General features: G+C 71.8%; 21 protein-coding genes and 1 tRNA gene. 14 read left to right on the top strand and 8 right to left on the bottom strand.

Going from position 1 to position 25,339, the window contains the following annotated elements:
- Positions 1-41 precede the first annotated feature (41 nt).
- The 3 genes from tesB to OHB04_RS26705 all read right to left on the bottom strand — a co-directional run bounded on the left by tesB (position 42) and on the right by OHB04_RS26705 (position 2,913).
- Complete coding sequence (gene tesB / locus OHB04_RS26715) at positions 42-959, bottom strand: acyl-CoA thioesterase II (RefSeq protein ID WP_326808466.1); 918 nt, start codon at positions 957-959, stop codon at positions 42-44.
- 91 nt (positions 960-1,050) lie between these two features.
- Positions 1,051-2,208, bottom strand: a complete 1,158-nt coding sequence (locus OHB04_RS26710; protein ID WP_326808465.1) for an acyl-CoA dehydrogenase family protein — start codon at positions 2,206-2,208, stop codon at positions 1,051-1,053.
- Positions 2,209-2,283: 75 nt separating this feature from the next.
- Positions 2,284-2,913, bottom strand: a complete 630-nt coding sequence (locus OHB04_RS26705) for an SACE_7040 family transcriptional regulator (protein ID WP_405803777.1) — start codon at positions 2,911-2,913, stop codon at positions 2,284-2,286.
- A 133-nt stretch (positions 2,914-3,046) separates the two neighbouring features.
- Between OHB04_RS26705 and OHB04_RS26700 the strand changes: the two genes are divergently transcribed.
- The 5 genes from OHB04_RS26700 to OHB04_RS26680 all read left to right on the top strand — a co-directional run bounded on the left by OHB04_RS26700 (position 3,047) and on the right by OHB04_RS26680 (position 10,526).
- A complete protein-coding gene (locus OHB04_RS26700) occupies positions 3,047-4,723 on the top strand; it encodes a carboxyl transferase domain-containing protein (RefSeq protein WP_326690185.1) in 1,677 nt (558 codons plus the stop codon).
- 113 nt (positions 4,724-4,836) lie between these two features.
- The gene (locus tag OHB04_RS26695; protein ID WP_326808463.1) at positions 4,837-7,047 is read left to right on the top strand and encodes an ATP-binding protein; all 2,211 of its coding nucleotides are present in this window, start codon (positions 4,837-4,839) and stop codon (positions 7,045-7,047) included.
- Positions 7,047-8,258 (top strand): hydroxymethylglutaryl-CoA lyase, encoded by a 1,212-nt coding sequence (locus tag OHB04_RS26690; RefSeq protein ID WP_326808462.1) that lies wholly within the window; start codon positions 7,047-7,049, stop codon positions 8,256-8,258. The genes OHB04_RS26695 and OHB04_RS26690 overlap by 1 nt, the downstream gene beginning before the upstream one ends.
- 2 nt (positions 8,259-8,260) lie before the next feature.
- Positions 8,261-9,427, top strand: a complete 1,167-nt coding sequence (locus OHB04_RS26685) for an acyl-CoA dehydrogenase family protein (protein ID WP_326808461.1) — start codon at positions 8,261-8,263, stop codon at positions 9,425-9,427.
- A 172-nt stretch (positions 9,428-9,599) separates the two neighbouring features.
- Complete coding sequence (locus OHB04_RS26680; protein ID WP_326690181.1) at positions 9,600-10,526, top strand: DUF4429 domain-containing protein; 927 nt, start codon at positions 9,600-9,602, stop codon at positions 10,524-10,526.
- 70 nt (positions 10,527-10,596) lie between these two features.
- Here OHB04_RS26680 and OHB04_RS26675 read toward each other — a convergent pair whose 3' ends face one another.
- Positions 10,597-12,333: a beta-N-acetylhexosaminidase gene (locus OHB04_RS26675; RefSeq protein ID WP_326808460.1), complete on the bottom strand. Its 1,737-nt coding sequence runs from the start codon at positions 12,331-12,333 to the stop codon at positions 10,597-10,599.
- 339 nt (positions 12,334-12,672) lie between these two features.
- Here OHB04_RS26675 and OHB04_RS26670 point away from each other — a divergent pair, with 339 nt between their 5' ends.
- From OHB04_RS26670 to glmS, 4 genes are all read left to right on the top strand, one after another.
- Positions 12,673-13,566, top strand: a complete 894-nt coding sequence (locus tag OHB04_RS26670) for a helix-turn-helix transcriptional regulator (protein ID WP_326808459.1) — start codon at positions 12,673-12,675, stop codon at positions 13,564-13,566.
- 96 nt (positions 13,567-13,662) lie between these two features.
- Complete coding sequence (locus OHB04_RS26665; protein ID WP_326690178.1) at positions 13,663-14,571, top strand: oxidoreductase; 909 nt, start codon at positions 13,663-13,665, stop codon at positions 14,569-14,571.
- Positions 14,572-14,703: 132 nt separating this feature from the next.
- On the top strand, positions 14,704-14,982 hold the full coding sequence (locus tag OHB04_RS26660; RefSeq protein ID WP_326690177.1) for a hypothetical protein: 279 nt from the start codon (positions 14,704-14,706) through the stop codon (positions 14,980-14,982).
- Between the two features lie 127 nt (positions 14,983-15,109).
- Positions 15,110-16,936: a glutamine--fructose-6-phosphate transaminase (isomerizing) gene (glmS, locus tag OHB04_RS26655; RefSeq protein ID WP_326808458.1), complete on the top strand. Its 1,827-nt coding sequence runs from the start codon at positions 15,110-15,112 to the stop codon at positions 16,934-16,936.
- 479 nt (positions 16,937-17,415) lie between these two features.
- Here the strand turns inward: glmS and OHB04_RS26650 are convergent, their stop codons facing one another.
- A complete protein-coding gene (locus tag OHB04_RS26650) occupies positions 17,416-17,937 on the bottom strand; it encodes a universal stress protein (RefSeq protein WP_326690175.1) in 522 nt (173 codons plus the stop codon).
- Between the two features lie 398 nt (positions 17,938-18,335).
- Here OHB04_RS26650 and OHB04_RS26645 point away from each other — a divergent pair, with 398 nt between their 5' ends.
- The 5 genes from OHB04_RS26645 (at position 18,336) to OHB04_RS26625 (ending at position 22,285) form a co-directional block, all read left to right on the top strand.
- The gene (locus OHB04_RS26645) at positions 18,336-18,608 is read left to right on the top strand and encodes a hypothetical protein (RefSeq protein WP_326690174.1); all 273 of its coding nucleotides are present in this window, start codon (positions 18,336-18,338) and stop codon (positions 18,606-18,608) included.
- Between the two features lie 513 nt (positions 18,609-19,121).
- On the top strand, positions 19,122-20,642 hold the full coding sequence (locus tag OHB04_RS26640) for a helix-turn-helix domain-containing protein (RefSeq protein WP_326808457.1): 1,521 nt from the start codon (positions 19,122-19,124) through the stop codon (positions 20,640-20,642).
- A gap of 28 nt (positions 20,643-20,670) precedes the next feature.
- Entirely contained in the window at positions 20,671-21,276 is a 606-nt protein-coding gene (gene orn / locus OHB04_RS26635) for an oligoribonuclease (RefSeq protein ID WP_326690172.1), read from the top strand.
- A gap of 88 nt (positions 21,277-21,364) precedes the next feature.
- Positions 21,365-21,437 (top strand) — tRNA-His (locus OHB04_RS26630).
- Between the two features lie 410 nt (positions 21,438-21,847).
- Positions 21,848-22,285: a DUF6233 domain-containing protein gene (locus OHB04_RS26625; RefSeq protein ID WP_326690171.1), complete on the top strand. Its 438-nt coding sequence runs from the start codon at positions 21,848-21,850 to the stop codon at positions 22,283-22,285.
- 70 nt (positions 22,286-22,355) lie between these two features.
- Here the strand turns inward: OHB04_RS26625 and OHB04_RS26620 are convergent, their stop codons facing one another.
- From OHB04_RS26620 to OHB04_RS26610, 3 genes are all read right to left on the bottom strand, one after another.
- A complete protein-coding gene (locus tag OHB04_RS26620; RefSeq protein ID WP_326808456.1) occupies positions 22,356-23,027 on the bottom strand; it encodes an SSI family serine proteinase inhibitor in 672 nt (223 codons plus the stop codon).
- A 29-nt stretch (positions 23,028-23,056) separates the two neighbouring features.
- Positions 23,057-23,545: a M23 family metallopeptidase gene (locus OHB04_RS26615; protein WP_326690169.1), complete on the bottom strand. Its 489-nt coding sequence runs from the start codon at positions 23,543-23,545 to the stop codon at positions 23,057-23,059.
- Positions 23,546-24,024: 479 nt separating this feature from the next.
- Complete coding sequence (locus OHB04_RS26610; RefSeq protein ID WP_326808455.1) at positions 24,025-25,182, bottom strand: LacI family DNA-binding transcriptional regulator; 1,158 nt, start codon at positions 25,180-25,182, stop codon at positions 24,025-24,027.
- Positions 25,183-25,339 lie beyond the last annotated feature (157 nt).

Below are 25,339 nucleotides of genomic sequence, written 5' to 3'. Positions count from 1 at the left end.
CGCCACTTTCGCGGATCCTCCGGTCGGCAGGCCCACGGGCGCTACCCCCGCGGTTCCTCCGGCGAGCGGTCGCCGTTTCCCCTCGGTATCCGGACGACGCCTTCCTGGATGACCGATACCACCAGCCGTCCGTCCCTGGTGAAGATCCGGCCCTTGCCGAGTCCCCTGCCGCCCTGCGCGGTGGGCGACTCCTGGTCGTAGAGCAGCCACTCGTCCGCGCGGAACGGCCGGTGGAACCACATGGCGTGATCCAGGCTGGCCCCGACCACGTCGCCGACCGCCCAGCCGCCCCTGCCGTGTGCGAGCAGCACCGAGTCCAGCAGCGTCATGTCCGAGACGTAGGTCGCCAGACAGATGTGCAGCATCGGGTCGTCCGACTCGCCGTCCAGCTTGCCGTTGGTGCGGAACCACACCTGCGAGCGGGGCTCGCCCGGCCTGCCGACCCGGCCGAAGGGCGGCTCCTCCACGTAGCGCAGGTCCACGGCGGCGCGCGCCTTCAGCATCCGCTCGGGGACCCGGGGATCGGTGAACAGCTCCGTATAGCGCGGCAGGATGTCCTCGGCCGTGGGCAGCGTCTCCGGGTCGGGCGCGTACGGCATCGCCTCCTGGTGCTCCATCCCCTCCTCGTGCACCTGGAAGGAGGCCGACAGGTGGAAGATCGGCTGCCCGTGCTGGACGGCCACCACCCGCCGGGTGGTGAAGGAGCGCCCGTCGCGTATCCGGTCGACGGTGTAGACGATGTGCGCTCCCGGGTCTCCCGGGCGCAGGAAGTACGCGTGCAGGGAGTGCGGCAGCCGCCCCTCGGGGACCGTACGGCAGGCGGCGACGAGCGCCTGCGCCGCGACCTGGCCGCCGAAGACCCGGGGGACGATCGCGGCCCGGCTGCTGCCACGGAAGATGTCCCGCTCGATCCGCTCCAGGTCGAGCAGATCGAGCAGGGACGTCAGTTCTCGGCTCATGCGGGGGATTGTGCCGGGTGCGCGGCAAAGGAGCCGGAGGGTGTCACGGCACGGATCACAGGCCGGGCGCGGGGTATGGGCCGGGCGCGGATCACAGGCCCATGGACTTCGCGACGATGGAGCGCATGACCTCGCTGGTGCCGCCGTAGATGCGCGAGACGCGGGTGTCCGCGTACAGGTTGGCGATGGGGTATTCGAGCATGTATCCGTAACCGCCGTGCAGCTGGAGGCACTTGTCGATCACGCGCGCCGCCAGCTCGGTGGTGAACAGCTTGGCGGAGGCGGCGTCGGCGGGCGTCAGCTCGCCGGCGTCCAGGGCTTCCAGGGCGCGGTCGACGACGGCCTGCATGGCGTCCACGTCCGCCTTGCAGTCGGCAAGCACGAACTTGGTGTTCTGGAACGAGGCGACCTCCTTGCCGAAGACCGTGCGCTCCTTGACGTAGTCGTGGGCGAAGCGCACCGCGGCGGACGACATCGCATAGGCGCCGAGGGCGATGCCGAGCCGCTCCTGGGGGAGGTTCTGGCCGAGGTAGGAGAACGCCTTGCCCTCCTCGCCCAGCAGGTCCTCGACCGGAACCCTGACGTCGGTGAAGGACAGCTCGGCGGTGTCCGAGGCGCGCAGCCCCAGCTTGTCGAGCTTGCGGCCGACGGCGTAACCCTCGCTCCTGGTGTCCACCACGAGGATGGAGATGCCGCCGCGCCGGTCCTCGGGGGTGGGAGGGGCGGTGCGGGCGCACACCAGGACGCGGTCGGCCTGGACGCCGCCGGTGATGAAGGTCTTGGCGCCGTTGAGGATGTAGTGGGTGCCGTCCTCGGAGAGCTTGGCCGTGGTCTTCATCCCGGCCAGGTCCGAGCCCGTGCCCGGCTCGGTCATGGCGATGGCGGTCATCATCTCGCCGGAGACGAAGGGGGGAAGCCAGCGCTTCTTCTGCTCGTCGTTGCCGTACTTGAGGAGGTAGGGCAGGCACAGGGCGGTGTGCACGCTGGAGCCGCCGAAGCTGACCCCGGCGCGTGCGCACTCCTCGGTGATGACGGCGTTGAACTTGAAGCTGCTCTCGCCGGCGCCGCCGTACTCCTCGGGCACCTCGATGCCGAAGATCCCCAGCTCGCCCAGCTTCTTGTACAGCTCACGCGGGACACAGCCCTGCTCGGCCCACTCCGGGTAGTGGGGCACGACCTCCGCCGCGATGAAGTCGCGAATCGTCTGGCGGAACGCTTCGTGGTCCTCGTTGAACACCGTGCGGCGCACAGCACGCCTCCTCGTCACCCTGGCCATGGCTAAGCGCTTGCTCAGCTTACGGCTCAAAGCTACCGAGCGGTCACCTCAGCTGTCCAGAGCGGTCCTGGGGGCGGCGGCGGAGAGGGCGCCACGCGCCAGACGGTGCAGCAGCGCGGCCGTCGTCTCGCGGTCGGGCATCGACGAGGGGCCGCTGAGGTGCGGCGTGGAGTTGAGCAGCCCGAAGACCGTGTGCACCGAGACCCTGGCCTCCAGCTCGGTCAGGTCGGGGTAGAGCGCGCGGACCGCCTCGACCCACAGCTCGACGTACTGCCGCTGAAGCTTGCGCACCTGCTTGCGGTCCGCGTCCCGCAGCCGGTCCAGCTCGCGGTCGTGGAGGGTGATCAGCTCACGGTCGTCGAGCGCGAAGTCGATGTGGCCGCCGATCAGCGCGTCCAGCGCGGCGTCGGGTTCGAGCCCGGCCGCGGCCGACTCCTCCGATCTGCGCCGCCCGCCGTCGTACAGCCGCTCGCTGATCCCGACGAGCAGTTCGGCCAGCATCGCGTCCTTGCCCGCGAAGTGGCGGTAGAGCCCCGGCCCGCTGATGCCGACGGCGGCTCCTATCTCATCGACCCCCACGCCGTGGAAGCCGCGCTCGGCGAAGAGCCGGGCGGCCTCGCGCAGAATCTGCTCCCGCCGGGTCGGTGCGGGCGTGCCTGCGGTCGTCCTGGTGCTCATGTGGACCATTCTAGACAGCTGCGTTAGTGAGCGTTAACCTTGTGGCAGCGAGTTAACGATGACTAACTCGTGGTGTGTGGTGTCCGGCGCGTGGTGCGTGGGGTGTGTCGTGCGAGCGAGGGGGCTCAGCGGTATGGACGAGCAGACGGTGTGGGCCGCGAGTGGGCGCGAGCCCGCGTGGCCCCGCCTGAAGAGCGGCTTCGACCCGGCCTCCGACGCGGCGGCCGAACACCGCAAGGCGCACCGCGAGCTGGCGGGCCGGCTCCGCGAGAAGCTCACCCGCGCCCGGCTGGGCGGCGGCGAGCGGGCCCGCGCGCGGCACGTGGCGCGCGGCAAGCTGCTGCCGCGCGAGCGGGTGGACACACTCCTCGACCCCGGCTCCCCCTTCCTGGAGCTGTCCCCGCTCGCGGCGGACGGAATGTACGAGGACGCGGCGCCGGCGGCGGGCGTGATCACCGGCATCGGCCGGGTGGCCGGCCGCGAGGTGGTCGTGGTGGCCAACGACGCCACGGTCAAGGGCGGGACGTACTACCCGATGACCGTCAAGAAGCACCTGCGCGCCCAGGAGATCGCGCTGGAGAACCGCCTGCCGTGCCTGTATCTCGTCGACTCGGGCGGCGCTTTCCTGCCCATGCAGGACGAAGTCTTCCCCGACCGCGAGCACTTCGGCCGGATCTTCTACAACCAGGCGCGGATGTCGGCGGCGGGCGTCCCGCAGATCGCCGCCGTGCTCGGCTCGTGCACGGCGGGCGGGGCCTACGTCCCGGCGATGAGCGATGAGGCGGTGATCGTGCGCGAGCAGGGCACGATCTTCCTGGGCGGGCCGCCGCTGGTGAAAGCCGCCACCGGCGAGGTCGTCACCGCCGAGGAGCTGGGGGGCGGGGAGACCCACTCACGGATCTCGGGCGTCACCGACCATCTGGCCGAGGACGACGCGCACGCGCTGCGTATCGTCCGCCACATCGTCTCCACGCTGCCCGCTCCGCCGGATGCCGCCTCGCTGCCCTGGTCCGTGCGCCCCGCGGAGGAGCCGGTGTTCGACCCGGCGGGGCTGTACGGCGCGGTGCCGGCCGACTCCCGGACGCCCTATGACGTGCGTGAGGTGATCGCCCGCGTCGTGGACGGCTCGCGTTTCCAGGAGTTCAAGTCCGAGTACGGCACCACGCTGGTGACGGGCTTCGCGAGAATTCACGGCCATCCGGTGGGCATCGTCGCCAACAACGGCATCCTGTTCTCCGAATCGGCCCAGAAGGGCGCCCACTTCATCGAGCTGTGCGACCAGCGCGGCATCCCGCTGCTGTTCTTGCAGAACATCTCGGGCTTCATGGTCGGCAAGGACTACGAGGCGGGCGGTATCGCCAAGCACGGCGCCAAGATGGTCACCGCTGTGGCCTGCGCCCGGGTGCCGAAGCTGACGGTCGTCATCGGCGGCTCCTACGGCGCGGGGAACTACTCGATGTGCGGCCGGGCCTACAGCCCCCGCTTCCTGTGGATGTGGCCGAACGCGAAGATCTCGGTGATGGGCGGCGAGCAGGCCGCCTCCGTGCTCTCCACCGTCCGGCGCGACCAGATGGAGGCGCGCGGCGAGGAGTGGAGCGCCGAGGACGAGGAGGCGTTCCGCGCCCCGGTCCGCGCGCAGTACGAATCCCAGGGCAACGCCTACTACGCCACGGCCCGGCTGTGGGACGACGGCGTGATCGACCCCCTGGATACCCGGCAGGTGCTGGGGCTCGCGCTCACCGCGTGCGCCAACGCGCCGCTGCCGCACCGCGATCCGGAGGCGCCCCGGTTCGGCGTCTTCCGGATGTGAGCGGCTCCGGAGCGTACGAGACAGGCGGGGCGTACGAGATGGCCGGGGCAGTCGGGGCGACCGGGGCAGTCTGGCTGGAGGCGAGCGGGATGACGAGGGCGAGGAGAGGGCCGATGTTCGACTCGGTGCTGGTGGCCAACCGGGGGGAGATCGCGGTGCGGGTGATCCGCACCCTGCGGAAGCTGGGCATCCGCTCGGTCGCGGTGCACAGCGACGCGGACGCCGACGCCCGCCATGTGCGGGAGGCCGACACCTCCGTGCGCATCGGTCCGGCCCCGGCCGCCGAGAGCTATCTGAACGCGGACCGGCTGCTGGAGGCCGCCCGCCGCACCGGCGCCCAGGCGGTCCACCCGGGGTACGGCTTCCTCGCGGAGAACGCCGCCTTCGCCCGGCGCTGTGCCGAGGCGGGGCTCACCTTCGTCGGCCCGCCCGCCGAGGCCATCGAGCTGATGGGCGACAAGATCCGCGCCAAGGAGACGGTGCGCGCCGCGGGCGTCCCCGTGGTCCCCGGCTCCTCGGGCAGCGGCCTGACCGATGCCGAGCTGGCCGCCGCCGCACGGCAGACGGGCCTGCCCGTACTGCTGAAGCCCTCGGCCGGCGGCGGCGGAAAGGGCATGCGCCTGGTGCGGGAGGAGACGGCGCTGCCCGACGAGATCGCCGCCGCCCGCCGCGAGGCCCGGGGCGCCTTCGGGGACGAAGGACTGCTGGTGGAGCGCTGGATCGACCGGCCCCGCCACATCGAGATCCAGGTGCTGGCCGACGGGCACGGCGGGGTGCTGCACCTCGGGGAGCGCGAGTGCTCTCTCCAGCGGCGTCACCAGAAGATCATCGAGGAGGCCCCCAGCCCGCTGCTGGACGAGGCGACCCGTCAGGCGATGGGCGAGGCCGCGGTCGAGGCGGCGCGCTCGTGCGGCTACCGCGGCGCGGGCACGGTGGAGTTCATCGTGCCGGGCGACGGCTCGGGCGCGTACTACTTCATGGAGATGAACACCCGCCTCCAGGTCGAGCACCCGGTCACGGAGCTGACCACGGGCCTGGACCTGGTCGAGTGGCAGCTGAGGGCCGCGGCCGGGGAGCCGCTGTCCTTCGGGCAGGGGGACATCGCGTTGAAGGGCCACGCGCTGGAGGCCCGTATCTGCGCGGAGACCGCCCGGCTCGCCACCGGCGGGCACGACGGCCAGGTCGACTTCCTGCCCTCGGCCGGCCGGGTGCTGCTGCTGGAAGAGCCGGAGGGTGACGGAGTGCGCACCGACTCCGGTCTGACGGAGGGCACCCAGGTGGGCACCCTCTACGACCCGATGCTGGCCAAAGTCATCGTCTGGGGTCCGGACCGTCCCTCCGCGCTGCGGGGGCTGCGCGCGGCCCTCGCCCGGACGACGGTGCTGGGCGTCGACACCAACACCGCCTTCCTGCGGGGCCTGCTCGCCCACCCCCAGGTCGTCTCCGGCGATCTGGACACGGGGCTGGTGGACAGCGCGGCGGCCGGGCTGTTGCCGCAGGGCGTGCCCGAGGAGGTCTACGGCGCGGCGGCCCTGTTGCGGCAGGCGGCGCTGGCGCCGGAAGCGGCCTCGGGGGTGGTGGCCGCCCCGGGCGGGGCCCCGCCGCAGGCGGCCCGGACTCCTGGCGGCGGAGACGGAGTCGGCCGCGAAGTGGCCGGATGGATCAGCCCGTTCGCGGCTCCCTCCGGCTGGCGGCTGGGCGGCGAGCCTGCCTGGACGGTGCACCATCTGCGGGTGACGGGCCAGGAACCGGTGCGGGTCCGGGTCCGTCCGGCGGGCCCGGTCGCCGGGCCCGGCGACGGGTCCGGCCGCGAGGCCCCCGAAAGCCGTGAGGTCCAGGGGGGCCCGCGCGGCGTCGAGGTCAGCGTGGAGGACGCGCCTCCTGTCCGCGCACGGCTGATTCCGGCGGAGTCGCGGCTGCGCCTGGAGTGGGACGGCGTCAGCCACACCTTCAGCCACGCACTCGGCATAGCGGACGACCGCTCCCCCGCCGTCTGGCTCGGCAGGGACGGCGAGACCTGGCAGATCCGGGGCCACGACCCGGTGGAGGCGGCGCTCCGGGGCGCGGGCGTCGCCCAGGGCGCCGACGCGCTGACCGCGCCCATGCCCGGCACGGTCACCCTCGTCAAGGCGGCGGTGGGCGACGAGGTGGCGGCGGGCCAGAGCCTGCTGGTCGTGGAGGCGATGAAGATGGAGCACGTCATCACGGCACCGCACGCCGGGACGGTGGCCGAGCTGGAGGTGACAGCGGGCAGCACCGTCGCCATGGATCAGGTGCTCGCCGTCGTGGAACCGTACGAGCCCGCCGAGAAGGAGGCGTCGTGATGACGGGAGCCGGGAGCGGAGCGGGGTCGGGGCCCGGAGACGGATCGGGGCTGCCCATGGCGTTCCCCGTGGAGGGGTTGCCGGCACGGGTCCGTATCCACGAGGTGGGGCCACGGGACGGGTTGCAGAACGAGAAGACGGTCGTCCCGGTCGAGGTGAAGGCGGAATTCATCCGGCGACTGGTGGCGGCCGGGCTGCGCACCGTTGAGGCGACCAGTTTTGTGCACCCCAAATGGGTGCCCCAGCTCGCCGACGCCGAGGAGCTGTATCCCCTGGTGAGCGGCCTGCGCGACGCGGATCACCCCAGCGGGCCCGCCACCCCCGCCGGCTCCGACAGCTCCGACAGCTCCGACCAGTTGGACGGCCCCGCCAGAGTGTCGCTTCCCGTGCTGGTGCCCAACGACCGGGGGCTGGAGAGGGCGTTGGCGCTGGGGGCACGGCAGGTCGCGGTGTTCGCCAGCGCCACCGAGTCCTTCGCCCGGGCCAATCTCAACCGCACGGTGGACGGCGCGCTGGAGATGTTCGAGCCCGTGGTGGCCCGCGCCAAGAAGGAGCGGCTCACGGTGCGCGGCTATCTGTCCATGTGCTTCGGCGACCCGTGGGAGGGCCCGGTGCCCGTCGCCCAGGTGGTGCGGGTGTGCAAGGCGCTGGCGGAGATGGGCTGTGACGAGCTGAGCCTGGGCGACACCATCGGCGTGGCCACCCCCGGCCATGTGAGCGCCCTCCTCTCCGCCCTGCACGAGGCAGGACTGCCCGCCTCGGGAACGGGCCTCGGCTCCGGAGCGGGCCCCGCCCAGGGAGCCACCCCAGGAGCCGCCCCGGCGACCGCGCCAGGAGCCACGCCGAGTGCGGCCCCGAGCGTCCCCTCGGGCACTCCCCGTCTCCCACCGGGCACCCCCCGTCTCGCCGTGCACTTCCACGACACCTACGGCCAAGCCCTCTCCAACACCCTCGCGGCGCTCCAGCACGGCGTCACGACGGTGGACGCCTCGGCCGGGGGCCTGGGCGGCTGCCCCTACGCCAGGAGCGCCACCGGCAATCTCGCCACCGAAGACCTCGTCTGGATGCTGCGCGGTCTGGGCATCGAAACAGGCGTCGACCTGGACCTTCTCAGCAGCACCAGCCTCTGGATGGCGGAGCGCCTCGGCCGCCCCAGCCCCTCCCGCACGGTCCGCGCCCTCAGCGGCACGGCCTCCCCGAAGGAGAAGTGAGCATGGCTCTCGACCACCGCCTCTCGCCCGAGCACGAGGAACTGCGCAAGACCGTCGAGGAGTTCGCCCACGACGTCGTGGCCCCCGCGATCGGCGAGTTCTACGAGCGGCACGCCTTCCCGTACGAAATCGTCCGCCAGATGGGCACGATGGGCCTGTTCGGGCTGCCGTTCCCCGAGGAGTACGGCGGCATGGGCGGTGACTACCTCGCGCTCTGCCTCGCCCTGGAGGAGCTGGCCAGGGTTGACTCCTCTGTCGCCATCACGCTGGAGGCCGGCGTCTCGCTGGGGGCCATGCCGCTGTATCTGTTCGGCACGGAAGAGCAGAAGCGCGAGTGGCTGCCCCGGCTGTGCGCGGGGGAGATGCTGGGCGCTTTCGGGCTGACGGAGCCCGAGTGCGGCTCGGACGCGGGCGGCACCCGCACCACAGCCGTACGGGACACGTCCACGGGCGAGTGGGTGATCAACGGCACCAAGTCGTTCATCACCAACTCGGGTACGGACATGACGGGCCTGGTCACGGTCACGGCCGTCACCGCCCGCAAGGAGGACGGCTCACCACGCATCTCCACGATCATCGTGCCGTCCGGCACCCCGGGCTTCACGGTCGCGCCCGCATACTCCAAGGTCGGCTGGAACGCTTCGGACACCCACGAGCTGTCCTTCTCCGACGTCCGCGTTCCCGAGGCCAATCTGCTCGGCGAAGAGGGCCGTGGCTACGCCCAGTTCCTGCGCATCCTGGACGAGGGCAGAATCGCGATCTCCGCACTCGCCACAGGCCTCGCACAAGGCTGCGTCGACGAGTCGGTGCGCTACGCCAACACCCGTACCGCCTTCGGGAAGACGATCGGCGCCAACCAGGCCATCCAGTTCAAGCTCGCCGACATGGAGATGCGCGCCCACACCTCCCGCATCTCCTGGCGGGACGCGGCCTCACGGCTGCTGGCGGGCGAGCCGTTCAAGAAGGAGGCGGCGCTGGCCAAGCTCTACTCCTCCGAGATCGCCGTCACCAACGCCCGCGAGGCCACCCAGATCCACGGCGGCTACGGCTTCATGAACGAGTATCCGGTCGCCCGTATGTGGCGGGACGCGAAGATCCTGGAGATCGGCGAGGGCACCAGCGAGGTCCAGCGCATGCTCATCGCCCGCGAGCTGGGAGTCGGAGTGTGACCCCCGCCTCCGCAGCCCCCCGGCCCCCCGTGGCCTCCGCCTCCGCAGCTCCCCGTCCCTCCATGCCCCTCCGCCTCCGCAGTTCCCCGTCCCTCCGCTCCTCCGTAGCCCTCCCGGCCTCCGAGTCCCTCGGGGGGATGACCCTCGCCTCCGCAGCCGAAATAATCAGCCTATGGCGGAAATCCTCCAACGTGCCGGGACCTGGACCTTCGACGGGGAGACCGTCAGGATCGTGCCCGGCACCGACCGGCAGGTGCACCAACTGCGCAAGACCCTGGGAGAGGTCGCCGTGCCGCTGCGCGCCGTGGCCGGTATCGCGTACGAGCCCGGCGGACGCAGGGGCGGCAGGCTTCGCCTACGGCTGCGGGACGGCGCGGACCCTCTCTCCCAGGTGACCAGCGGACGGCTGCCGGACGCCTCGGATCCGTACCAGCTGGCGGTGGAGAAGGACCGTACGGGCGTGGCCCAGTACTTCGTCGAGGAGGTGCGCAACGCGCTGCTGCTGGAAGAGGTGCCCGACACCCCGTGCGACCACTATCTGCTGCCCGGCCCGCCGGTCCCGCTGACCGCATCGGGCACGGACGGTACGGCGTCCTTCGACGGTGAGCGCATCCAGATCGAGTGGAACTGGATGGCGGAGCAGAGCAAAACCTCCGGAGGCCCGCGCCGCCTCGCGCTCCGCGAGCTGGACGGGGTGGACTGGACCCCGGCCCTCGGCTGGGAGAGCGGCAGCCTGCGCTTCCACCCGAAGGGCACCCACCCCACGCTCAAGCCGCAGCACGACCCCAACTGCCTGATGCTGTGGGGAGTGCGGCAGACCCGCGAGACGGGCGGCTCGGTGCTGCTCGCCGCCGCGATCGTCGCGCGCCTGCCGCACCCCTTGTCCCAGGACCAGGGCGCCGCCTCCGGCGCCGGACTGCCCGGCCCGCCGCAGGACGCCGTGCCGCCCGCCCTCACCAAGGGCGCTTCACCCGCTGACGAGGCCGATCACGACGGCCTGCTGCGGCGGTTGCGCGAGCTGGGTGAGCTGCACACGGCCGGGGTGCTCACCGACGACGAGTTCCGCATGGCCAAGAAGGCCATCCTGGACCGCTTCTAAGACCGTCCCGGACGACCGCTTGTGAGGAACTCACCGGCTCACCACCCCGGCCGAGGCACCTACGAGGAGCTCACCGTCCGGGCCACGGCACCTGCGGCGAGCGGTAGTAGTCCATGCCCAACTGATCCCAGCGGGGCGCCTGTTGTGCGAGGCGGTGCTTGTAGCGGTCCCAGTCGTGGGTCGAGGCCGGCGACCAGCCCAGCTCGGCCACACCCGGCAGGCGCGGGAAGGCCATGTACTCGACCTGCTTGCTGGTCGACAGGGTCTCCGACCACAGCGGCGCCTCGACGCCGAGCACCGAGTCGGCGGGCGCTCCTTCCAGATAGGCCCCGGGGTTCCAGTCGTAGGAGCGCTGGACCTCCACGAAGCCCGCCCAGGACAGGCCCAGCGGCGTGTCCTTGTCGTACTTCATGTCGAGGTACGAGCGGTCGGCGGGCGAGAGCACCAGCTGGGTGCCCTTCTTCGCGGCCTCCGCCACCTGCGCGCGCTCCGCCGCGCTGGTCCGGTCGTAGCCCCAGTACTGCGCGACAGTGCCCTTGGCCGGGGTGGCGCCGGTGATCTGGTGCCAGCCGATCGCCTTCTTGCCGTACTTGGCGACGACGGGCTGGACGCGGTCCATGAAGGCCACGTAGTCCTCATGGCTGGTGGAGTGCGCCTCGTCCCCGCCGATGTGCAGGTAGGGGCCGGGCGTCATGGCAGCCAGCTCCCTGATCACGTCGTCCACGAAGTCGTACGTGCGCTCCAGCGGGACGCACAGCGAGCTGAAGCCGACCTCGGTACCGGTGTAGAGGGGAGGTGCTTTGCCGTCGCAGTTCAGCTCGGCGTAGGAGGCCAGCGCCGCGTTGGTGTGACCCGGCATGTCGATCTCGGGCACCACGGTCAGCTGCCGCGCGGAGGCGTAGCGGATGATCTCGCGGTAGTCGGCCTTGGTGTAGTGGCCGCCGGGGCCGCCGCCGACCTGGGTGCTGCCGCCGTACTGGGCGAGACGGGGCCAGGAGTCGATGGCGATGCGCCAGCCCTGGTCATCGGACAGGTGCAGATGCAGCTTGTTGATCTTGTAGAGGGCGAGCTGGTCGATGTAGCGCTTGACCTTGTCGACGGTGAAGAAGTGCCGTGAGACATCGAGCATCGCGCCCCGGTAGGCGTAGCGCGGCTTGTCCGCGATGGTGCCGCCCGCGATGCGCCAGGGGCCCGGCTGCTCGTCGCGCGCCTCGACGGTGGCCGGCAGCAACTGCCGCAGTGTCTGCACCCCGTGGAAGAGCCCGGCGCTCTCCTCGGCGCTGATGACGGCCGCGCGCTCGTCGACCGCCAGGCGGTACCCCTCGGAGCCGAGCTCGCGGTCGCCGACCAGCCTCAGCTGGATGCCGTCCCGGCCGGGACGGGTGGTGACGGGCAGCCGGTATCCGGTCGAGGGCCGCAGCAGCTCCGCGAGCTGCTCGGCGGTCCTGAGCGCCTCCTTCGACGCCCCCGGCCCACCACCGCCATGCCCTTGCCCTTGCCTCTGTCCTTGTCCCCGGCTCTGCCCCTGCTCGTGTCCCGAGCCGCCGGTCACCCGGATCATGGTCCTCGGCGTGATCGTGTACGGCTTGCCCTTCGGCCGTACGGAGGCAGGCGCGGGCACCACCTGATCGAGCGGTCTGGGGCTGTGCGCGCTGTCCGTGCCCATGTCCTTACCCGTTCCGGTACCCGTGCCGGTGCTCCTGTCCGTGCTCGTCCCGGCGTCGGCCCCGGCCTGCGCGGCAGGCAGGGCGGTAGCGGCGAGGAGTGCGGCACAGACCATCAGGAGCGGTCTGAATCGTCGTCCCATCAGCGGTCCCTTCGAAGAGCCGTTCCCTTACGGTGGCGCCCACTCAACGAAAGCCATGTCCCTGACACCGATTCCTGACAACTGGCCTTACCCACCAGTCCTGACACTGCGCATCGTGCCTTCGAGAGACCGGAGCCGGAAGGGGGCACAGGGCTTGCGGCATCGGAGATCTTGAGCTGTTCCCCCTGCCCGGAGGCCGCCTCGCTCAGAGGCCCCAGACGCCCCGGATACCCCAGATGCCCCAGAGGCGGCGCCCCGCCCCGGCGAACCGAGGGTAGGAGTTTCGCGGCCCCCCTCCGCACTCGTGCAGGGCCCAACTCCGGGCCTAGCCTCGGCAGCATGGACATCGACAGGGAAAACCTGCTCGGGCAGTTCCTGCGGGCCCGGCGCGAGCTGCTCAGGCCCGAGGACCTCGGCATGCCGGCCGGGCCCCGGCGCCGTGTGGCGGGGCTGCGCCGGGAGGAGATCGCGCAGCTCGCCGGCGTGAGCGCCGACTACTACGTACGGCTGGAGCAGGGCCGCGAGCGCACCCCGTCGGCGCAGGTGGTCGACGCGCTGGCCCAGGCGCTGGAGCTGGAGGAGGAGGCGGTCGCGCACCTGCACCGGCTCGCCCGCCCGGCCCCCCGCGGACGGCGCACGCCCGTGCGGCAGGAGCGGGTAAGCCCCAGCCTCCTGCGCATGATGGCGGCGTGGTCGCACACCCCGGCCGTGGTCCTGGACGGCTGCTTGACCGTACTGGCCTCCAACGCCCTGGGCGAGGCCCTGTTCGACGGCCACACCTACAGCGGTGACCTGGTCCGGCTGGTGTTCCTCGACCCGGACGCGCGTGACTTCTACCCGGACTGGGACCGCGTGGCGCTCAACACCGTCGGCGGACTCCGCGCGGCGGTCGGCACCGACTACGACGACCCCCGGCTCATCGAGGTCGTCGGGGAACTGTCGATCAAGAGCGAGACCTTCCGCCGGCTGTGGGCCCGCCACGACATCCGCCAGAAGACCCACGAGACCAAGCGCTTCCGCCACCCGCTGGTCGGCGAGCTGACGCTGGACTACGAGTCGTTGACGGTGAACGGCGCTCCCGGCCAGCAGCTCATCGTCTACCAGGCCGCCCCGGACAGCCCGTCGGAAGAGGCGCTGTCCCTGCTGGGCAGCCTCACCGCCGACGCCCCCGCCAACGCCACCCGGCGAGAGCCGGCACAGCACCAGCCCCCACCCCGCCCAGGCCAGTCCTGACCCCTCAATCCCCTCAGCCCCTCAGTCCCCCGAACCCCCTCCCCTCCCCTCCCCTCCCCTCCCCTCCCCTCCCCTCCCCCGGAAGGACACCACCCGATGCCCGCCAGCGACACCCCCACCACCCCCAACAGCGCCACCACCCCCGTCTGGTTCATCACCGGCTGCTCGACGGGCCTGGGCCGGGCGCTGGCCACCGCCGTCCTGGGGCGCGGCCATCGGGCCGTCGTCACCGCCCGCGACCTCGCACAGGTGGCCGACCTGGCCGCCGCCCACCCCGGACGCGCCCTGCCCCTGCCGCTCGATGTCACAGCAAAGGACCAGGTCGAGCAGGCGGTCGAACAGGCGGAAGCCGCCTTCGGCTCCATCGACGTCCTGGTCAACAACGCCGGCTACGGCTATCTGGCCGCCGTCGAGGAGGGCGAGGACGAGGAGGTCCGCGCGCTGTTCGACACCAACGTCCTCGGCCTGGCCGACGTCACCAGGGCGGTCCTGCCGGGCATGCGCGCCCGCCGCGCGGGCCACATCGTCAACGTCTCCTCGCTCGGGGGCCTCGCCGCTTTCGGGGCCACGGGCTACTACCACGCGACCAAGTTCGCCGTGGAGGGCCTGTCGGAGTCGCTGGCAGCCGAGGTCGGTCCGCTGGGTATCAAGGTGACGATCGTGGAGCCTGCCGCGTTCCGTACGAACTGGTCCGGCCCCTCCATGCGCCAGTCGCGGGTCCGCATCGACGACTACGCCGAGACCGCGGGCGCACGCCGTGCGGCAACCCTCGCCACCTACGGCCACCAGCCCGGTGACCCCGCACGCGCCGCCGACGCGGTCATCACCGCGGTGGAGGCGGAGGACCCGCCGCTGCGGCTGCTGCTCGGCAAGGCCGCGTACGACATCGCCTCGGCCCGGCTCGGCACGCTCAAGACCACCTTCGACACCTGGCGCGACCTCACCCTCAGCGCCGACTACCCCACCGCCGACCACCCCGCCGCCTCGGAGAAGAAGCCCGCGTAACCGCCCCTGACGGCGCCGGGCACGGCACGCTCGCCCCGGAACACGGCACGCTCGCCCCGGGACGACGCCACGCCGTGCCCGGAATCGGGCAGATTTCTTGCTATCGGGCCGTCGAGCCAGCAGTATCGTCGGGTGCTCGAAGCCCGGACGCCCGTTCATGACGACCTCGTCGATCACCTGGTCCGCACCACGTCGCTCCAGCGCGGCGAGGCGGTCCGGGTGATTTTGGACGTCCTGGCGTATTTCGACGAGACGACACCTGAGTTCGTCCGGCGCCGCCACCGCGAGCTCCAGGCCAAGGGGCTGGCGAACCCGGAGATCTTCACCCGTATCGAGACCGAGCTGCCCCACCGCGCCGTCGCGCCGCTCCCGCTGTCCCTCAGACAGCTGCGCCGCATCGTCTACGGCTGACACGGCTGACACGGCTGAACCACCCGGCGCGGAGCACACCCAGAGACGCGAAGCACCACCCAAGAGCACGAAGCACACCCAGAAGAGCGACAGCACCACAGCACGACGAGAGGCAGGCATCAGCAGCATGTGCGGAATCGTGGGATATATCGGCAAGCGTGATACCGCCCCGCTCCTGCTGGAGGGCCTCCAGCGGCTGGAGTACCGCGGCTACGACTCGGCCGGGATCGCCATCCAGGTCACCAGCGGCGGCAAGCCGGCCGGCCTCAAGACGGCGAAGGCCAAGGGCCGGGTGCGCGACCTGGAAGAGCGCGTACCCAAGCGCTTCGCCGGCACCTCGGGCATCGCCCACACCCGATGGGCCACCCACGGCGCCCCCAACGACGTCAACGCGCACCCGCACCTCGACCCGGAGGAGAAGGTCGCCGTCGTCCACAACGGCATCATCGACAACGCCGCCGAGCTGCGCGCCAAGCTCACCGCTGACGGTGTCACCTTCGTCTCCGACACCGACACCGAGGTCCTGGCCCATCTGATCGCCCGCGCCCAGGGCGAGCGCCTGGAGGCCCGCGTCCAGGAAGCGCTGCGCCACATCGAGGGCACCTACGGCATCGCCGTGCTGCACGCCGACTTCCCCGAGCGCATCGTGGTGGCCCGCAACGGCTCCCCCGTCGTCCTGGGCATCGGCGAGAACGAGATGTTCGTGGCCTCCGACGTCGCGGCCCTCGTCTCGCACACCCGTCAGGTCGTCACCCTGGACGACGGCGAGATGGCCACCATCAAGGCCGGCGACTACCGCACGTACACCACCGAGGGCTCGCGCACCTCCTCCTCGCCCGAGACGGTGGAGTACGCCGCCGAGTCGTACGACATGGGCGGCCACGACACCTACATGCACAAGGAGATCGCCGAGCAGGCCGACGCGGTGGACCGCGTGCTGCGCGGCAGGATCGACGACCGCTTCGCGACGGTGCACCTGGGCGGCCTCAACCTCGACCCGCGCGATGCCCGCGCCGTGCGCCGGGTGAAGATCCTCGGCTGCGGCACCTCGTACCACGCGGGCATGATCGGCGCCCAGATGATCGAGGAGCTGGCCCGGATCCCCGCCGACGCCGAGCCCGCCAGCGAGTTCCGCTACCGCAACCCGGTCGTCGACCCCGACACGCTCTACATCGCCGTCTCCCAGTCGGGCGAGACCTACGACGCGCTGGCCGCCGTCCAGGAGCTGAAGCGCAAGGGCGCCCGCGTCCTCGGCGTCATCAACGTCGTCGGCTCGGCGATCGCCCGCGAGGCGGACGGCGGGGTGTACGTCCACGCCGGGCCCGAGATCTGCGTCGTCTCCACCAAGTGCTTCACCAACACCGTCGTCTCCTTCGGCCTGCTCGCGCTGCACCTGGGCCGCACCCGCGACCTGTCGGTCAAGGACGGCAAGCGCATCATCGAGGGCCTGCGCAGGCTTCCCGGCCAGATCGCCGAGATCCTGGCGCAGGAGGAGGAGATCGCGAAGCTCGCCCAGGAGTACGCCGAGGCGCACTCGATGCTCTTCATCGGCAGGGTGCGCGGCTTCCCGGTCGCGCTGGAGGCGTCCCTCAAGCTCAAGGAGGTCTCCTACATCCACGCCGAGGCGTACCCCGCCTCCGAGTTGAAGCACGGCCCGCTCGCGCTGATCGAGCCGGCGATGCCGACGGTCGCGATCGTGCCCGACGACGACCTGCTGGAGAAGAACCGGGCCGCGCTGGAGGAGATCAAGGCCCGCAGCGGCCGGATCCTGGCCGTGGCGCACCAGGAGCAGGAGAAGGCCGATCACACGATCCTCGTCCCCAAGAACGAGGACGAGCTGGACCCGATCCTGATGGGCATCCCCCTCCAGCTGCTCGCCTACCACACGGCGCTGACGCTGGGCCGGGACATCGACAAGCCCCGCAACCTCGCCAAGTCCGTCACCGTGGAGTGAGCCGTCACCGTGGAGTGAGCCGGATGCGAAGAGTGAGCCGGACGCGAAGAGCGGTGTGAGGCGGGGGCAAAAGAATGGGCGGAATCCCGCGCGGGCCACCAACCGCGCGGGATCCCGCCTCCCCTGTGCCGGCGTCGCCCATTACGCCGGCGGGTGGGCCGCCGTACGGGACCGTCACCTCCCGCCCGGCAGCGCGCCTAGGGCTCACGGTCACCCGTGTGTCCTCTGTATGCCCCTCACAAGCTCACAATCCACCCCTACGGCTGGGTAGATTTATCGCCGTTCTTATCCCGAACTCCCCGTACACACCGTCTGGTTGGGCCCGATAACCCCTGTCGCGCCCGCCCCGCGAGTGTGCCTCTTCCCCCGCCCGTGCGGGGGTCCACCACGAATCGAGCGGGGCTCCACCACGGCACGAGACGGCACGCGCCGCTCACCCGCGGGCCAGGACGTCAGCGACTCAGGACCCCACGAACGGCTCAGGGCACCACGACGACGGGGCGCTGGGCGCGGCGCGCCAGCCGCCCGGCCACCGAGCCGAAGATGCGGCCGACCAGACCGTGCGTCGAGCCCACCACGATGGCGTCGGCGGCGTACTCCCTGCCGACCTCCTCCAGCTCGTGGCAGATGTCGCCACCGCGCTCGACGAGGATCCAGGGGACCTCCGACAGATGCTCGGCACAGGCGAGTTCGAGCCCGAGGACCTCGGTGCGGTGGTCGGGGACGTCGACGAAGACGGGCGGCTCACAGCCCGCCCACACGGTGGTCGGCAGCCGGTTCGCCACATGGACGATGATCAGACCGGAGCCGGAGCGGTAGGCCATGCCGATGGCGTAGGCGAGCGCGCGCTCGCTCGACATCGAGCCGTCGAAGCCCACCACGACGCCGTGCTGGAAAGCCGGATCGCAGGAGTGGCGTGCGTCGTCCGCCGCTTCGGGCACCGCCGTGGAATCGGCGATCTGCCTGCGGTCTGCTGGGTCAGGGATCTCGTGTCCTGCCATGAGTGTCTCGGCGAAGTGAGTCCTCTGTGCAGAGGGACGACGGACGGCTTGCGGCTCTCTCGGATTCAGCTGGTGCCTGCACGAATGACGACTGGGAATCGTCTTCCCAAGTCCCATACCCAAAGGGTACGGCTGCACTCCCCCCTTGCCCAGGCAGGAGTAGCGGTCACCGGTGGCGCGTTGACCCCGGAGCATGCCTGAGCGAAGGCCCCAGCGCAATGCCGCGTTACGCCCCTTACGCGCGTCCTTGACGCGGACACCTCCCGGGCAGCCAGTGACCGGGACTGCCGGGCCGCGTTGAACACACCGTGCCCGCGACCTCGCACACCCCTTGTGCCACTACCGTCACACCGCGTACCGCCCCGCCCGCCACACGCGCCCCCGCGGCCCTGGGCGCCGTGGCCGACCCGGTGAGCGACGTGGTGCGCTGGGCGGCGTTCAGCAGCGCCCTCGTACCAGTGGTGCTGCTGGTGTGCGGCTCCTCCCCGGCCGGTGCCCTCGCGACCGCGGCGGGGCTCGCCGCGGTCACCACGGCCTGTCACGCGCTGCTGCGCCAGTCCGCGCGCAGAGAGGTACGGCTGGCGACCGAGCAGGCGCTCCCGCACCGGGGGCGGCACGGACGTACGGGTTCCGGTGCGCACAGAGGGGGACGCCGTCCGAGTCAGATGTAGGGGTGGCGCCACGCAGTCCGTCGCAGCGCACAACGGCGCACGGACGGTCGCACAGAGCCACGCGCCGTCCCTTACGCCCCGCACCCTGGGCTGACCAGGCACAGCACGAGCCCCGTACGCCTCCCCGCGTCACCGGCGCGCGCTCCATCAGTGACCGGATCGCACATCTGATCCCCGCCGTTTTTCGGCCAACTTGAGGCCGAGTCCCAGCCCTTGTCGCGGCCCTCTCCCAACCCCCCTGCCACCAGGGACGAAAGGAGCGCCGCGCGGGTGTGCACCCTACGGTGACGGGGCAGAGAGGGCATGCGCACTTCCCAGCAGAGGCGTTGAGTGAAACGCTTCGTGATCGAATGCTTCACGCCAAGTTGCCTTGTCGACATAACGTCGGGTGCCGAACTTGCACCGCCCACCTCACCCGACACAGTAGATTCGATCTTGGCTTTCACTGCGGGGGAAAGCGGGGGATGTGCATGGACCGAGAGGAACACAACGATTGAGGGGGGCTTAGTTCCAATGAGCCAGGACTCCACGAACGGCCCAGTTGAGACGCGTAAGCTGGCCGCGCGCCGCCGGCGCGAGATCGTGGCGGTGTTGCTCTTCAGCGGTGGTCCCATCTTCGAGAGTTCCATCCCGCTCTCCGTCTTCGGAATCGACCGCCAGGACGCGGGAGTTCCGCGCTACCGCCTGCTGGTCTGCGCCGGCGAGGACGGGCCACTGCGCACCACCGGCGGGCTCCAGCTGAGCGCGCCGTTCGGACTGGAGGCGATTTCGCGCGCCGGCACCGTCGTGGTCCCCGCCTGGCGCTCCATCACCCAGCCACCGCCCACCGCCGCACTGGACGCACTGCGCCGCGCGCACGAGGAGGGGGCCCGGGTCATCGGGTTGTGCACCGGCGCCTTCGTCCTCGCGGCGGCAGGGCTCCTCGACGGCCGCCCGGCGACCACGCACTGGATGTACGCGCCGACGCTGGCCAAGCGCTACCCCGCCGTGCACGTCGACCCACGCGAACTGTTCGTGGACGACGGCGACATCCTCACCTCCGCCGGGACGGCGGCGGGCATAGACCTGTGCCTGCATGTCGTCCGTACGGACCACGGCGCCGAGGCGGCGGGAGCCCTCGCCCGGCGCCTTGTCGTACCTCCTCGCCGGGGCAACGGCCAGGAGACCGGCGGCCACCCCCGCCACCTGGACCGGTCCTTACCGGAGGAGATCGGTGCCGACCCGCTCGCCGAGGTCGTCGCCTGGGCGCTGGAACATCTCCACGAGCAGTTCGACGTGGAGACGCTCGCCGCGCGCGCGTACATGAGCCGCCGCACCTTCGACCGGCGCTTCCGGTCTCTTACTGGGAGCGCTCCACTTCAGTGGCTGATCACGCAGCGCGTGCTTCAGGCACAGCGTCTGCTGGAGACGTCGGACTACTCCGTGGACGAGGTGGCGGGCCGCTGCGGCTTCCGCTCCCCCGTCGCGCTGCGCGGGCACTTCCGCCGCCAGCTCGGCGCCTCGCCCGCCGCGTACCGCGCGGCGTACCGGGCGCGGCGGCCGGAGGGTGAGGAGGGCACGGAGAGCCCGCTGCGGCTGTCCCAGGCGCACACGGGACAGCCGGCGTCCGGAGCCATGGGGCCCGGCGGCGCCGAGCCGGGGACGGGATCCGGCGGCGGACCAGGCTCCGCCGGCGGCTCCAGACCTGAGCCCGGACGCGTGCCGCCGGAGCAGCGCCCGCCGTCCGAGCAGCGGGACCCCCGGGAACACCGGGATCCGCGCGATCTCAGGGAGCAGCGCGAACTGCGGATGCGCAGGGAGCGGGGCGCCCGCAACGAGGCCGCGGAGCACGGCCAGCCCGGCCCGCACGGCTCACGTGGGCAGCACGGCTCGCACGGGCAGCACGGCGAGCGGGCCGAGGCGGGTGAGCACGGCCAGCGTCGGGAAGCCCGGGAGGCTCGGGAAAATCGGGACAACAGCATAGAACCGGGCAAACCGGATTCGGATGTGTACGCGCCCCGTCTTCCCGGCCAGCGCGGGCGCGGGGCAGGCTGAGCGCTGTGGGTCACGTAGTGTGAAGCGCATGAACGATCGCATGGTGTGGATCGACTGCGAGATGACCGGCCTCTCGCTGTCCGGTGACGCGCTCATCGAGGTGGCCGCGCTGGTGACCGACTCGGAGCTGAACGTGCTCGGGGACGGCGTGGACATCGTGATCCGCCCGCCCGCTCCCGCGCTGGCGACGATGCCGGAGGTGGTGCGCGAGATGCACACCGCCTCCGGCCTGCTGGAGGAGTTGGACGGGGGTACGACGCTGGCCGACGCCGAGGCCCGCGTCCTCGAATACGTCCGCGCGCACGCCCCCGACCCCGGCAAGGCACCGCTGTGCGGCAACTCGGTGGGCACCGACCGGGGATTCCTCGCCCGGGACATGCCCGCACTGGAGAGCCACCTGCACTACCGCATCGTGGACGTCTCCTCGGTCAAGGAGCTGGCCCGGCGCTGGTATCCCCGCGCCTACTACAACAGCCCCGAGAAGAACGGCAACCACCGCGCACTGGCCGACATCCGCGAGTCCATCGCGGAGCTGCGCTACTACCGCGAGGCCGTCTTCGTGCCCCACCCGGGCCCGGACTCGGACACCGCCAAGAAGATCGCCGCCAAGCACGTGGTCCCGCGTCAGCCCTGACCCGTAAACGTGTGCGCGAGCACCCTCGCCAACCCTGTACACTCGTATCGGTCGGCGCGAGGAGAACACCTCGTCAGCGCCGGACATGGTGGTCGTAGCTCAGTTGGTAGAGCACCTGGTTGTGGTCCAGGAAGTCGCGGGTTCAAGTCCCGTCGATCACCCTTCACAAGAAGTCCCCCGACCCGGGAAACCGGGCTCGGGGGCTTTCTCGTTCTCCGACCGGGAGCTGACCCCCACACGTCGAATGCCCCGGCGGGGAGGAGCACTTCGCCGGTGATGTCGCTTTCTCCGCCGCGTGGTCCACGAGGCCGACGCGGCGATCACGTTGACGCTCGTGGTGTCCACCCGTTGACGCTCGTGGTGTCCATCGCGATGAAGCCCCCCGAGCGCGATGGCGATCGGGCCCGGACGACGACGGGCCGGGCGCCCGGCGGCCCGGCAGGCGGCAGGCGGCAGCCGGCAGGACGGGCGCGGCGCGGAGAGGGCGGGTCTGCGGCCCTTTTCATTCGAACTAGTATTCGGGAATGTGAGTGAGTGGTGCGATCGGGCAGGGCCGTGGGCGCGGGCCCGTATGCCCGATGACCAGGAGCTCGACGTGATCGTCGTCTCCCGGCTACGCTCCCACGACGGGCAGTGGTGGTACGAGTGCGAGGCCGTCCTGCCCACCCGCTACGAGCACGGCGGGCGCAGCGAGGCGAAGGCGGCGCCCACACGGATCACCGTTTCGGCCGACGCCATCACCCCCCTCCCCGGCGAGAACTACGACGCGCTGCCGACCGAGGGCGCGGTGGCGGGGCGGCAGTGGCTGGCGGTGCGGATGCGCGGCGTACGGGACGAGGGGCCCTGGACGAGCGTGCACCGCCGGGACTGCTGGCAGGCGCAGGACGGCTGGCAGGTCCGGCGGATCACCGCGCGCGAGGCCCTCGCGCTGCTGGCCGGACCCGAGGGCCGCGTCTGCGACGTGTGCAGGCCGGACCGCGCGCTGGGGAGCCCGCCGCCGCACCCGTAGCCCTCGCGCCCTGTCCAGTGATTCCGGACGGGGGCCGGGCGGGGGCTCGGGAGAGGGCTCGGGCAGTGGGTCAGCCGGGGCTCAGGTCGAACACCCGGGCGCTTTCGGTTCCCGCCGCGCACCGGTTGGCGTAGGTGTGCGCGAAGCCGCGGGGCCGGGTGCGCCACGTCCCTTCGGCCACCACCGTGACCGGACGGTCAAGCTCGGGGCAGGGACGGTTATGGACGGGCAACTGCGCGAAGTCGCCCGACACCCTGGACAGGACGGCGCAGGCTTCCTCGGGTCGCGGATGAGTGCTGCCCGTGGAGGGGAAACAGTTGAGAACGGCCTCCTCCAGAACGCGGCCCGACGTGTGGTGCCCCTCGTGCAGCGTGATGCGGAACCGCCCCTTGGGCGTGGCGGTGACGCCTTGCCCAAGGGGCGACCGCGTGGGCAGAACCTGGGGCGCCGTAACCGACGGGGCCGAGGGGGCGGGCTCGGCCAGAGAGCCGGGCCGGGACGGGGAGCCGGGCCGGGACGAGGGGGCTGACGGCGGGTCAGGCGGCGCCTGTGCCCCCGGGGGTCCCGCCGCCGACGGGCCCGCGGCCGAGGGGACGCCCACGACCGCCAGCAGGCCCGCCGCGGCCAAGAGACCCGCGACCAGCAGGAGGGCGCCGACGGCCGCCGGGCGCGACCAGGCTCCTGGGCGACAGTGCGCGACTCCGGTCCGGTTCCTCCGGCTCGTCCGGCTGGTCCAGCTCATCCAGCTCGTCCGGCGGCGGTGGGTGCGGCTCACAGCAGGCGGACGCCGTGGCGGGCCAGGTAGCGGACGGGGTCGATGTCGGAGCCGTAGCCGCGCTTGGTCCGTACCTCGAAGTGGAGGTGCGGGCCCGTGGAGCGGCCGGTGTTGCCGGAGCGGCCGAGCCAGGTGCCGGCGTGCACCCGCTTGCCCGCATTGACGGAGATCTGCGACATGTGGGCGAACAGCGTGTACTTCCCGTCGCGCATCCGGATGGTGACCGCCTTGCCGTAGGCGCCCGCCCACCCGGCGAAGATGACGGTTCCGGCGCCGACCGAGCGGACCGGGGTTCCGGTGGGGACGGCGAGGTCGATGCCGGTGTGGTGGCCGGCCGCCCAGTTGCCCCTGATGCCGTACCGCTGGGAGACGCGGACTTTCCGCATCGTCAGCGGGCGGGTCCAGCGCCCCCCGCCCTGGACACGGGCCGCTCCGGGGTCCCCGAGCGCGTCGGGGTCCGTGGCAGCGCCGGGGTCCCCGACCACCTCGTCGCCCGAGCCTCCTGCGGGCGTCGACGCCGGTGCCGGTTCCCGTGCCGACTCCTGTGCCGGCTCCTGTGCCGGCTCCCGACCCGACTCCCGTGCCGATGGCGCAGTCGGTGTCGGGGCGGGGGGTGGAGTCGGAGCGGTGGCCGTGGCCGGGACAGCGAGGCCGCAGACCGCGCTTATGAGGACGGCCACGGCAAAGGCCCCGCCCACCATCCGGCGGTTCGGCCTCGCCCCCGTCCTCGGCCTGGTGCGTGCTGTCGCAGTCGCGGTTGTCGTCGCTGTACGGGCCATACCAGTGAAGCAAAGGGCAGCGGGCGCCGGTCCGCACCCGGAGCGTGGCCGCAAGGGTGACGGCATACCCCGTCAGGCGCAGCGAACCCGGGCCCGGCCCTCCCCTGCCGCACCCCGGCCCCGGCCCCGATTCAGCCGGCACCGGAACCCGAACCCGAACCGGAACCGGAACCGGAACCGGCAGCCTACGAAGAGCCCCGGCGGATCAGCTCCGTGGGCAGCACCCGGTGGGTGCGGTCGCCCGCGCCCGGGGGGCGGGGCGAGGGGGCCGCCTGGGTGGGTGCCGACGGGTAGGCGGCGCCCGGTGTCCATTTGCCCAGCAGCTCCAGCAGCACCCGGGCCATCTCCCGCCCCATCTCGGCGATCGGCTGGCGGACGGTGGTGAGCGGCGGGTCCATGTGCCGGGCGACCGCCGAGTCGTCGAAGCCGACGAGCGCCACGTCGTCCGGCACTCTTCTGCCCGCCTCGCGCAGGGCGATCCGGGCGCCGGCCGCCATCACGTCGGAGGCGCAGAAGACCGCGTCGATGCCGGGCCTGTCGGCCAGCAGCCGGCGCATGGAGAGATGGCCGCTCTCCTCGGTGAAGTCGCCGTTCGCCAGGAGCAGTTCGCCCTCGGGGTAGCCGGCGTCGCGCATGGCCTCGCGGTAGCCGTCGGCCCGGCAGCGTGCCGCGTACATGTCGGGGGGCCCGGTGATGGTGGCGACCGACTCGCGGCCCCGGGCGAGCAGGTGGGCGACGGCGGCGCGGGCGCCGCCGATGTTGTCGCAGTCGACGTAGGGAATCGGTTCGGCGGCCGAGCGGCGGCCGTTGAGCACGGCGGGAATTCCGGAGTCGGCCAGCAGGTCGGGCAGCGTGTCGTCGGCGTGCACGGAGACCAGCAGCACACCGTCGATGCGGTGCGCCGCCGCGTACAGCGCGAAGCGGTCCTGTTCCTTTTGCGTGTGCAGCAGCGTGAGCAGCAACTGCATGTCGGCGCGGGCGAGTTCGGAGCTTACGCCGTGCAGGATGCCGGAGAAGTAGGGCTCGGCGAAGAAGCGGGTCTCCGGCTCGGGGATGACCAGCGCTATCGCGTCGGCGCTGCCGGCGGCCAGCGCGCGGGCCACCCGGTTGGGGACGTAGCCCAGCTCATCGACGGCCGCCTCGACGGCGGCGCGGGTGCGCTCGCTGACCCGGGGCGAGCCGTTGATGACGCGGGAGACGGTGCCTCGGCCGACCCCTGCTCTGCGGGCGACCTGCTCCAGGGTGGGCCGGGGCTGGGGCGTCGCCCTGCCGGGCCGTCCGGTGCCACCGCCGCCCAGCGTGGGCGGCCCGCCTCCGGTCTGCCCGTCGCGCACTCCTGCCATCGTGCCCTCCCCGCTCTTGCGAACCCCCGGCACCCGGGACGGGGGGTGACCGGGGTCATTCAACTACAACCGATTCCAGGCGAGTTGGCTCCGCGCGTCTTGACACCCGCCCAGGGCTCCGCAAGTCTTCAACTCATCACCTTGGGAGCGCTCCCAC

It is taken from the genome of Streptomyces sp. NBC_01775, assembly GCF_035917675.1.
GTDB lineage: Bacteria > Actinomycetota > Actinomycetes > Streptomycetales > Streptomycetaceae > Streptomyces.
This window is presented reverse-complemented; position numbering and strand designations above follow the sequence as displayed.

Excerpts from the sequence above, each read along its gene's own strand:
- tesB (WP_326808466.1), bottom strand. The coding sequence starts at position 959 with ATGAGCCGAGAACTGACGTCCCTGCTCGATCTGCTCGACCTGGAGCGG.
- OHB04_RS26705 (WP_405803777.1), bottom strand. The coding sequence starts at position 2,913 with ATGAGCACCAGGACGACCGCAGGCACGCCCGCACCGACCCGGCGGGAG.
- OHB04_RS26700 (WP_326690185.1), top strand. The coding sequence starts at position 3,047 with ATGGACGAGCAGACGGTGTGGGCCGCGAGTGGGCGCGAGCCCGCGTGG.
- OHB04_RS26695 (WP_326808463.1), top strand. The coding sequence starts at position 4,837 with ATGTTCGACTCGGTGCTGGTGGCCAACCGGGGGGAGATCGCGGTGCGG.
- OHB04_RS26690 (WP_326808462.1), top strand. The coding sequence starts at position 7,047 with ATGACGGGAGCCGGGAGCGGAGCGGGGTCGGGGCCCGGAGACGGATCG.
- OHB04_RS26685 (WP_326808461.1), top strand. The coding sequence starts at position 8,261 with ATGGCTCTCGACCACCGCCTCTCGCCCGAGCACGAGGAACTGCGCAAG.
- OHB04_RS26680 (WP_326690181.1), top strand. The coding sequence starts at position 9,600 with ATGGCGGAAATCCTCCAACGTGCCGGGACCTGGACCTTCGACGGGGAG.
- OHB04_RS26675 (WP_326808460.1), bottom strand. The coding sequence starts at position 12,333 with ATGGGACGACGATTCAGACCGCTCCTGATGGTCTGTGCCGCACTCCTC.
- OHB04_RS26670 (WP_326808459.1), top strand. The coding sequence starts at position 12,673 with ATGGACATCGACAGGGAAAACCTGCTCGGGCAGTTCCTGCGGGCCCGG.
- OHB04_RS26665 (WP_326690178.1), top strand. The coding sequence starts at position 13,663 with ATGCCCGCCAGCGACACCCCCACCACCCCCAACAGCGCCACCACCCCC.
- glmS (WP_326808458.1), top strand. The coding sequence starts at position 15,110 with ATGTGCGGAATCGTGGGATATATCGGCAAGCGTGATACCGCCCCGCTC.
- OHB04_RS26650 (WP_326690175.1), bottom strand. The coding sequence starts at position 17,937 with ATGGCAGGACACGAGATCCCTGACCCAGCAGACCGCAGGCAGATCGCC.
- OHB04_RS26640 (WP_326808457.1), top strand. The coding sequence starts at position 19,122 with ATGAGCCAGGACTCCACGAACGGCCCAGTTGAGACGCGTAAGCTGGCC.
- orn (WP_326690172.1), top strand. The coding sequence starts at position 20,671 with ATGAACGATCGCATGGTGTGGATCGACTGCGAGATGACCGGCCTCTCG.
- OHB04_RS26625 (WP_326690171.1), top strand. The coding sequence starts at position 21,848 with ATGCCCGATGACCAGGAGCTCGACGTGATCGTCGTCTCCCGGCTACGC.
- OHB04_RS26620 (WP_326808456.1), bottom strand. The coding sequence starts at position 23,027 with ATGAGCTGGACCAGCCGGACGAGCCGGAGGAACCGGACCGGAGTCGCG.
- OHB04_RS26610 (WP_326808455.1), bottom strand. The coding sequence starts at position 25,182 with ATGGCAGGAGTGCGCGACGGGCAGACCGGAGGCGGGCCGCCCACGCTG.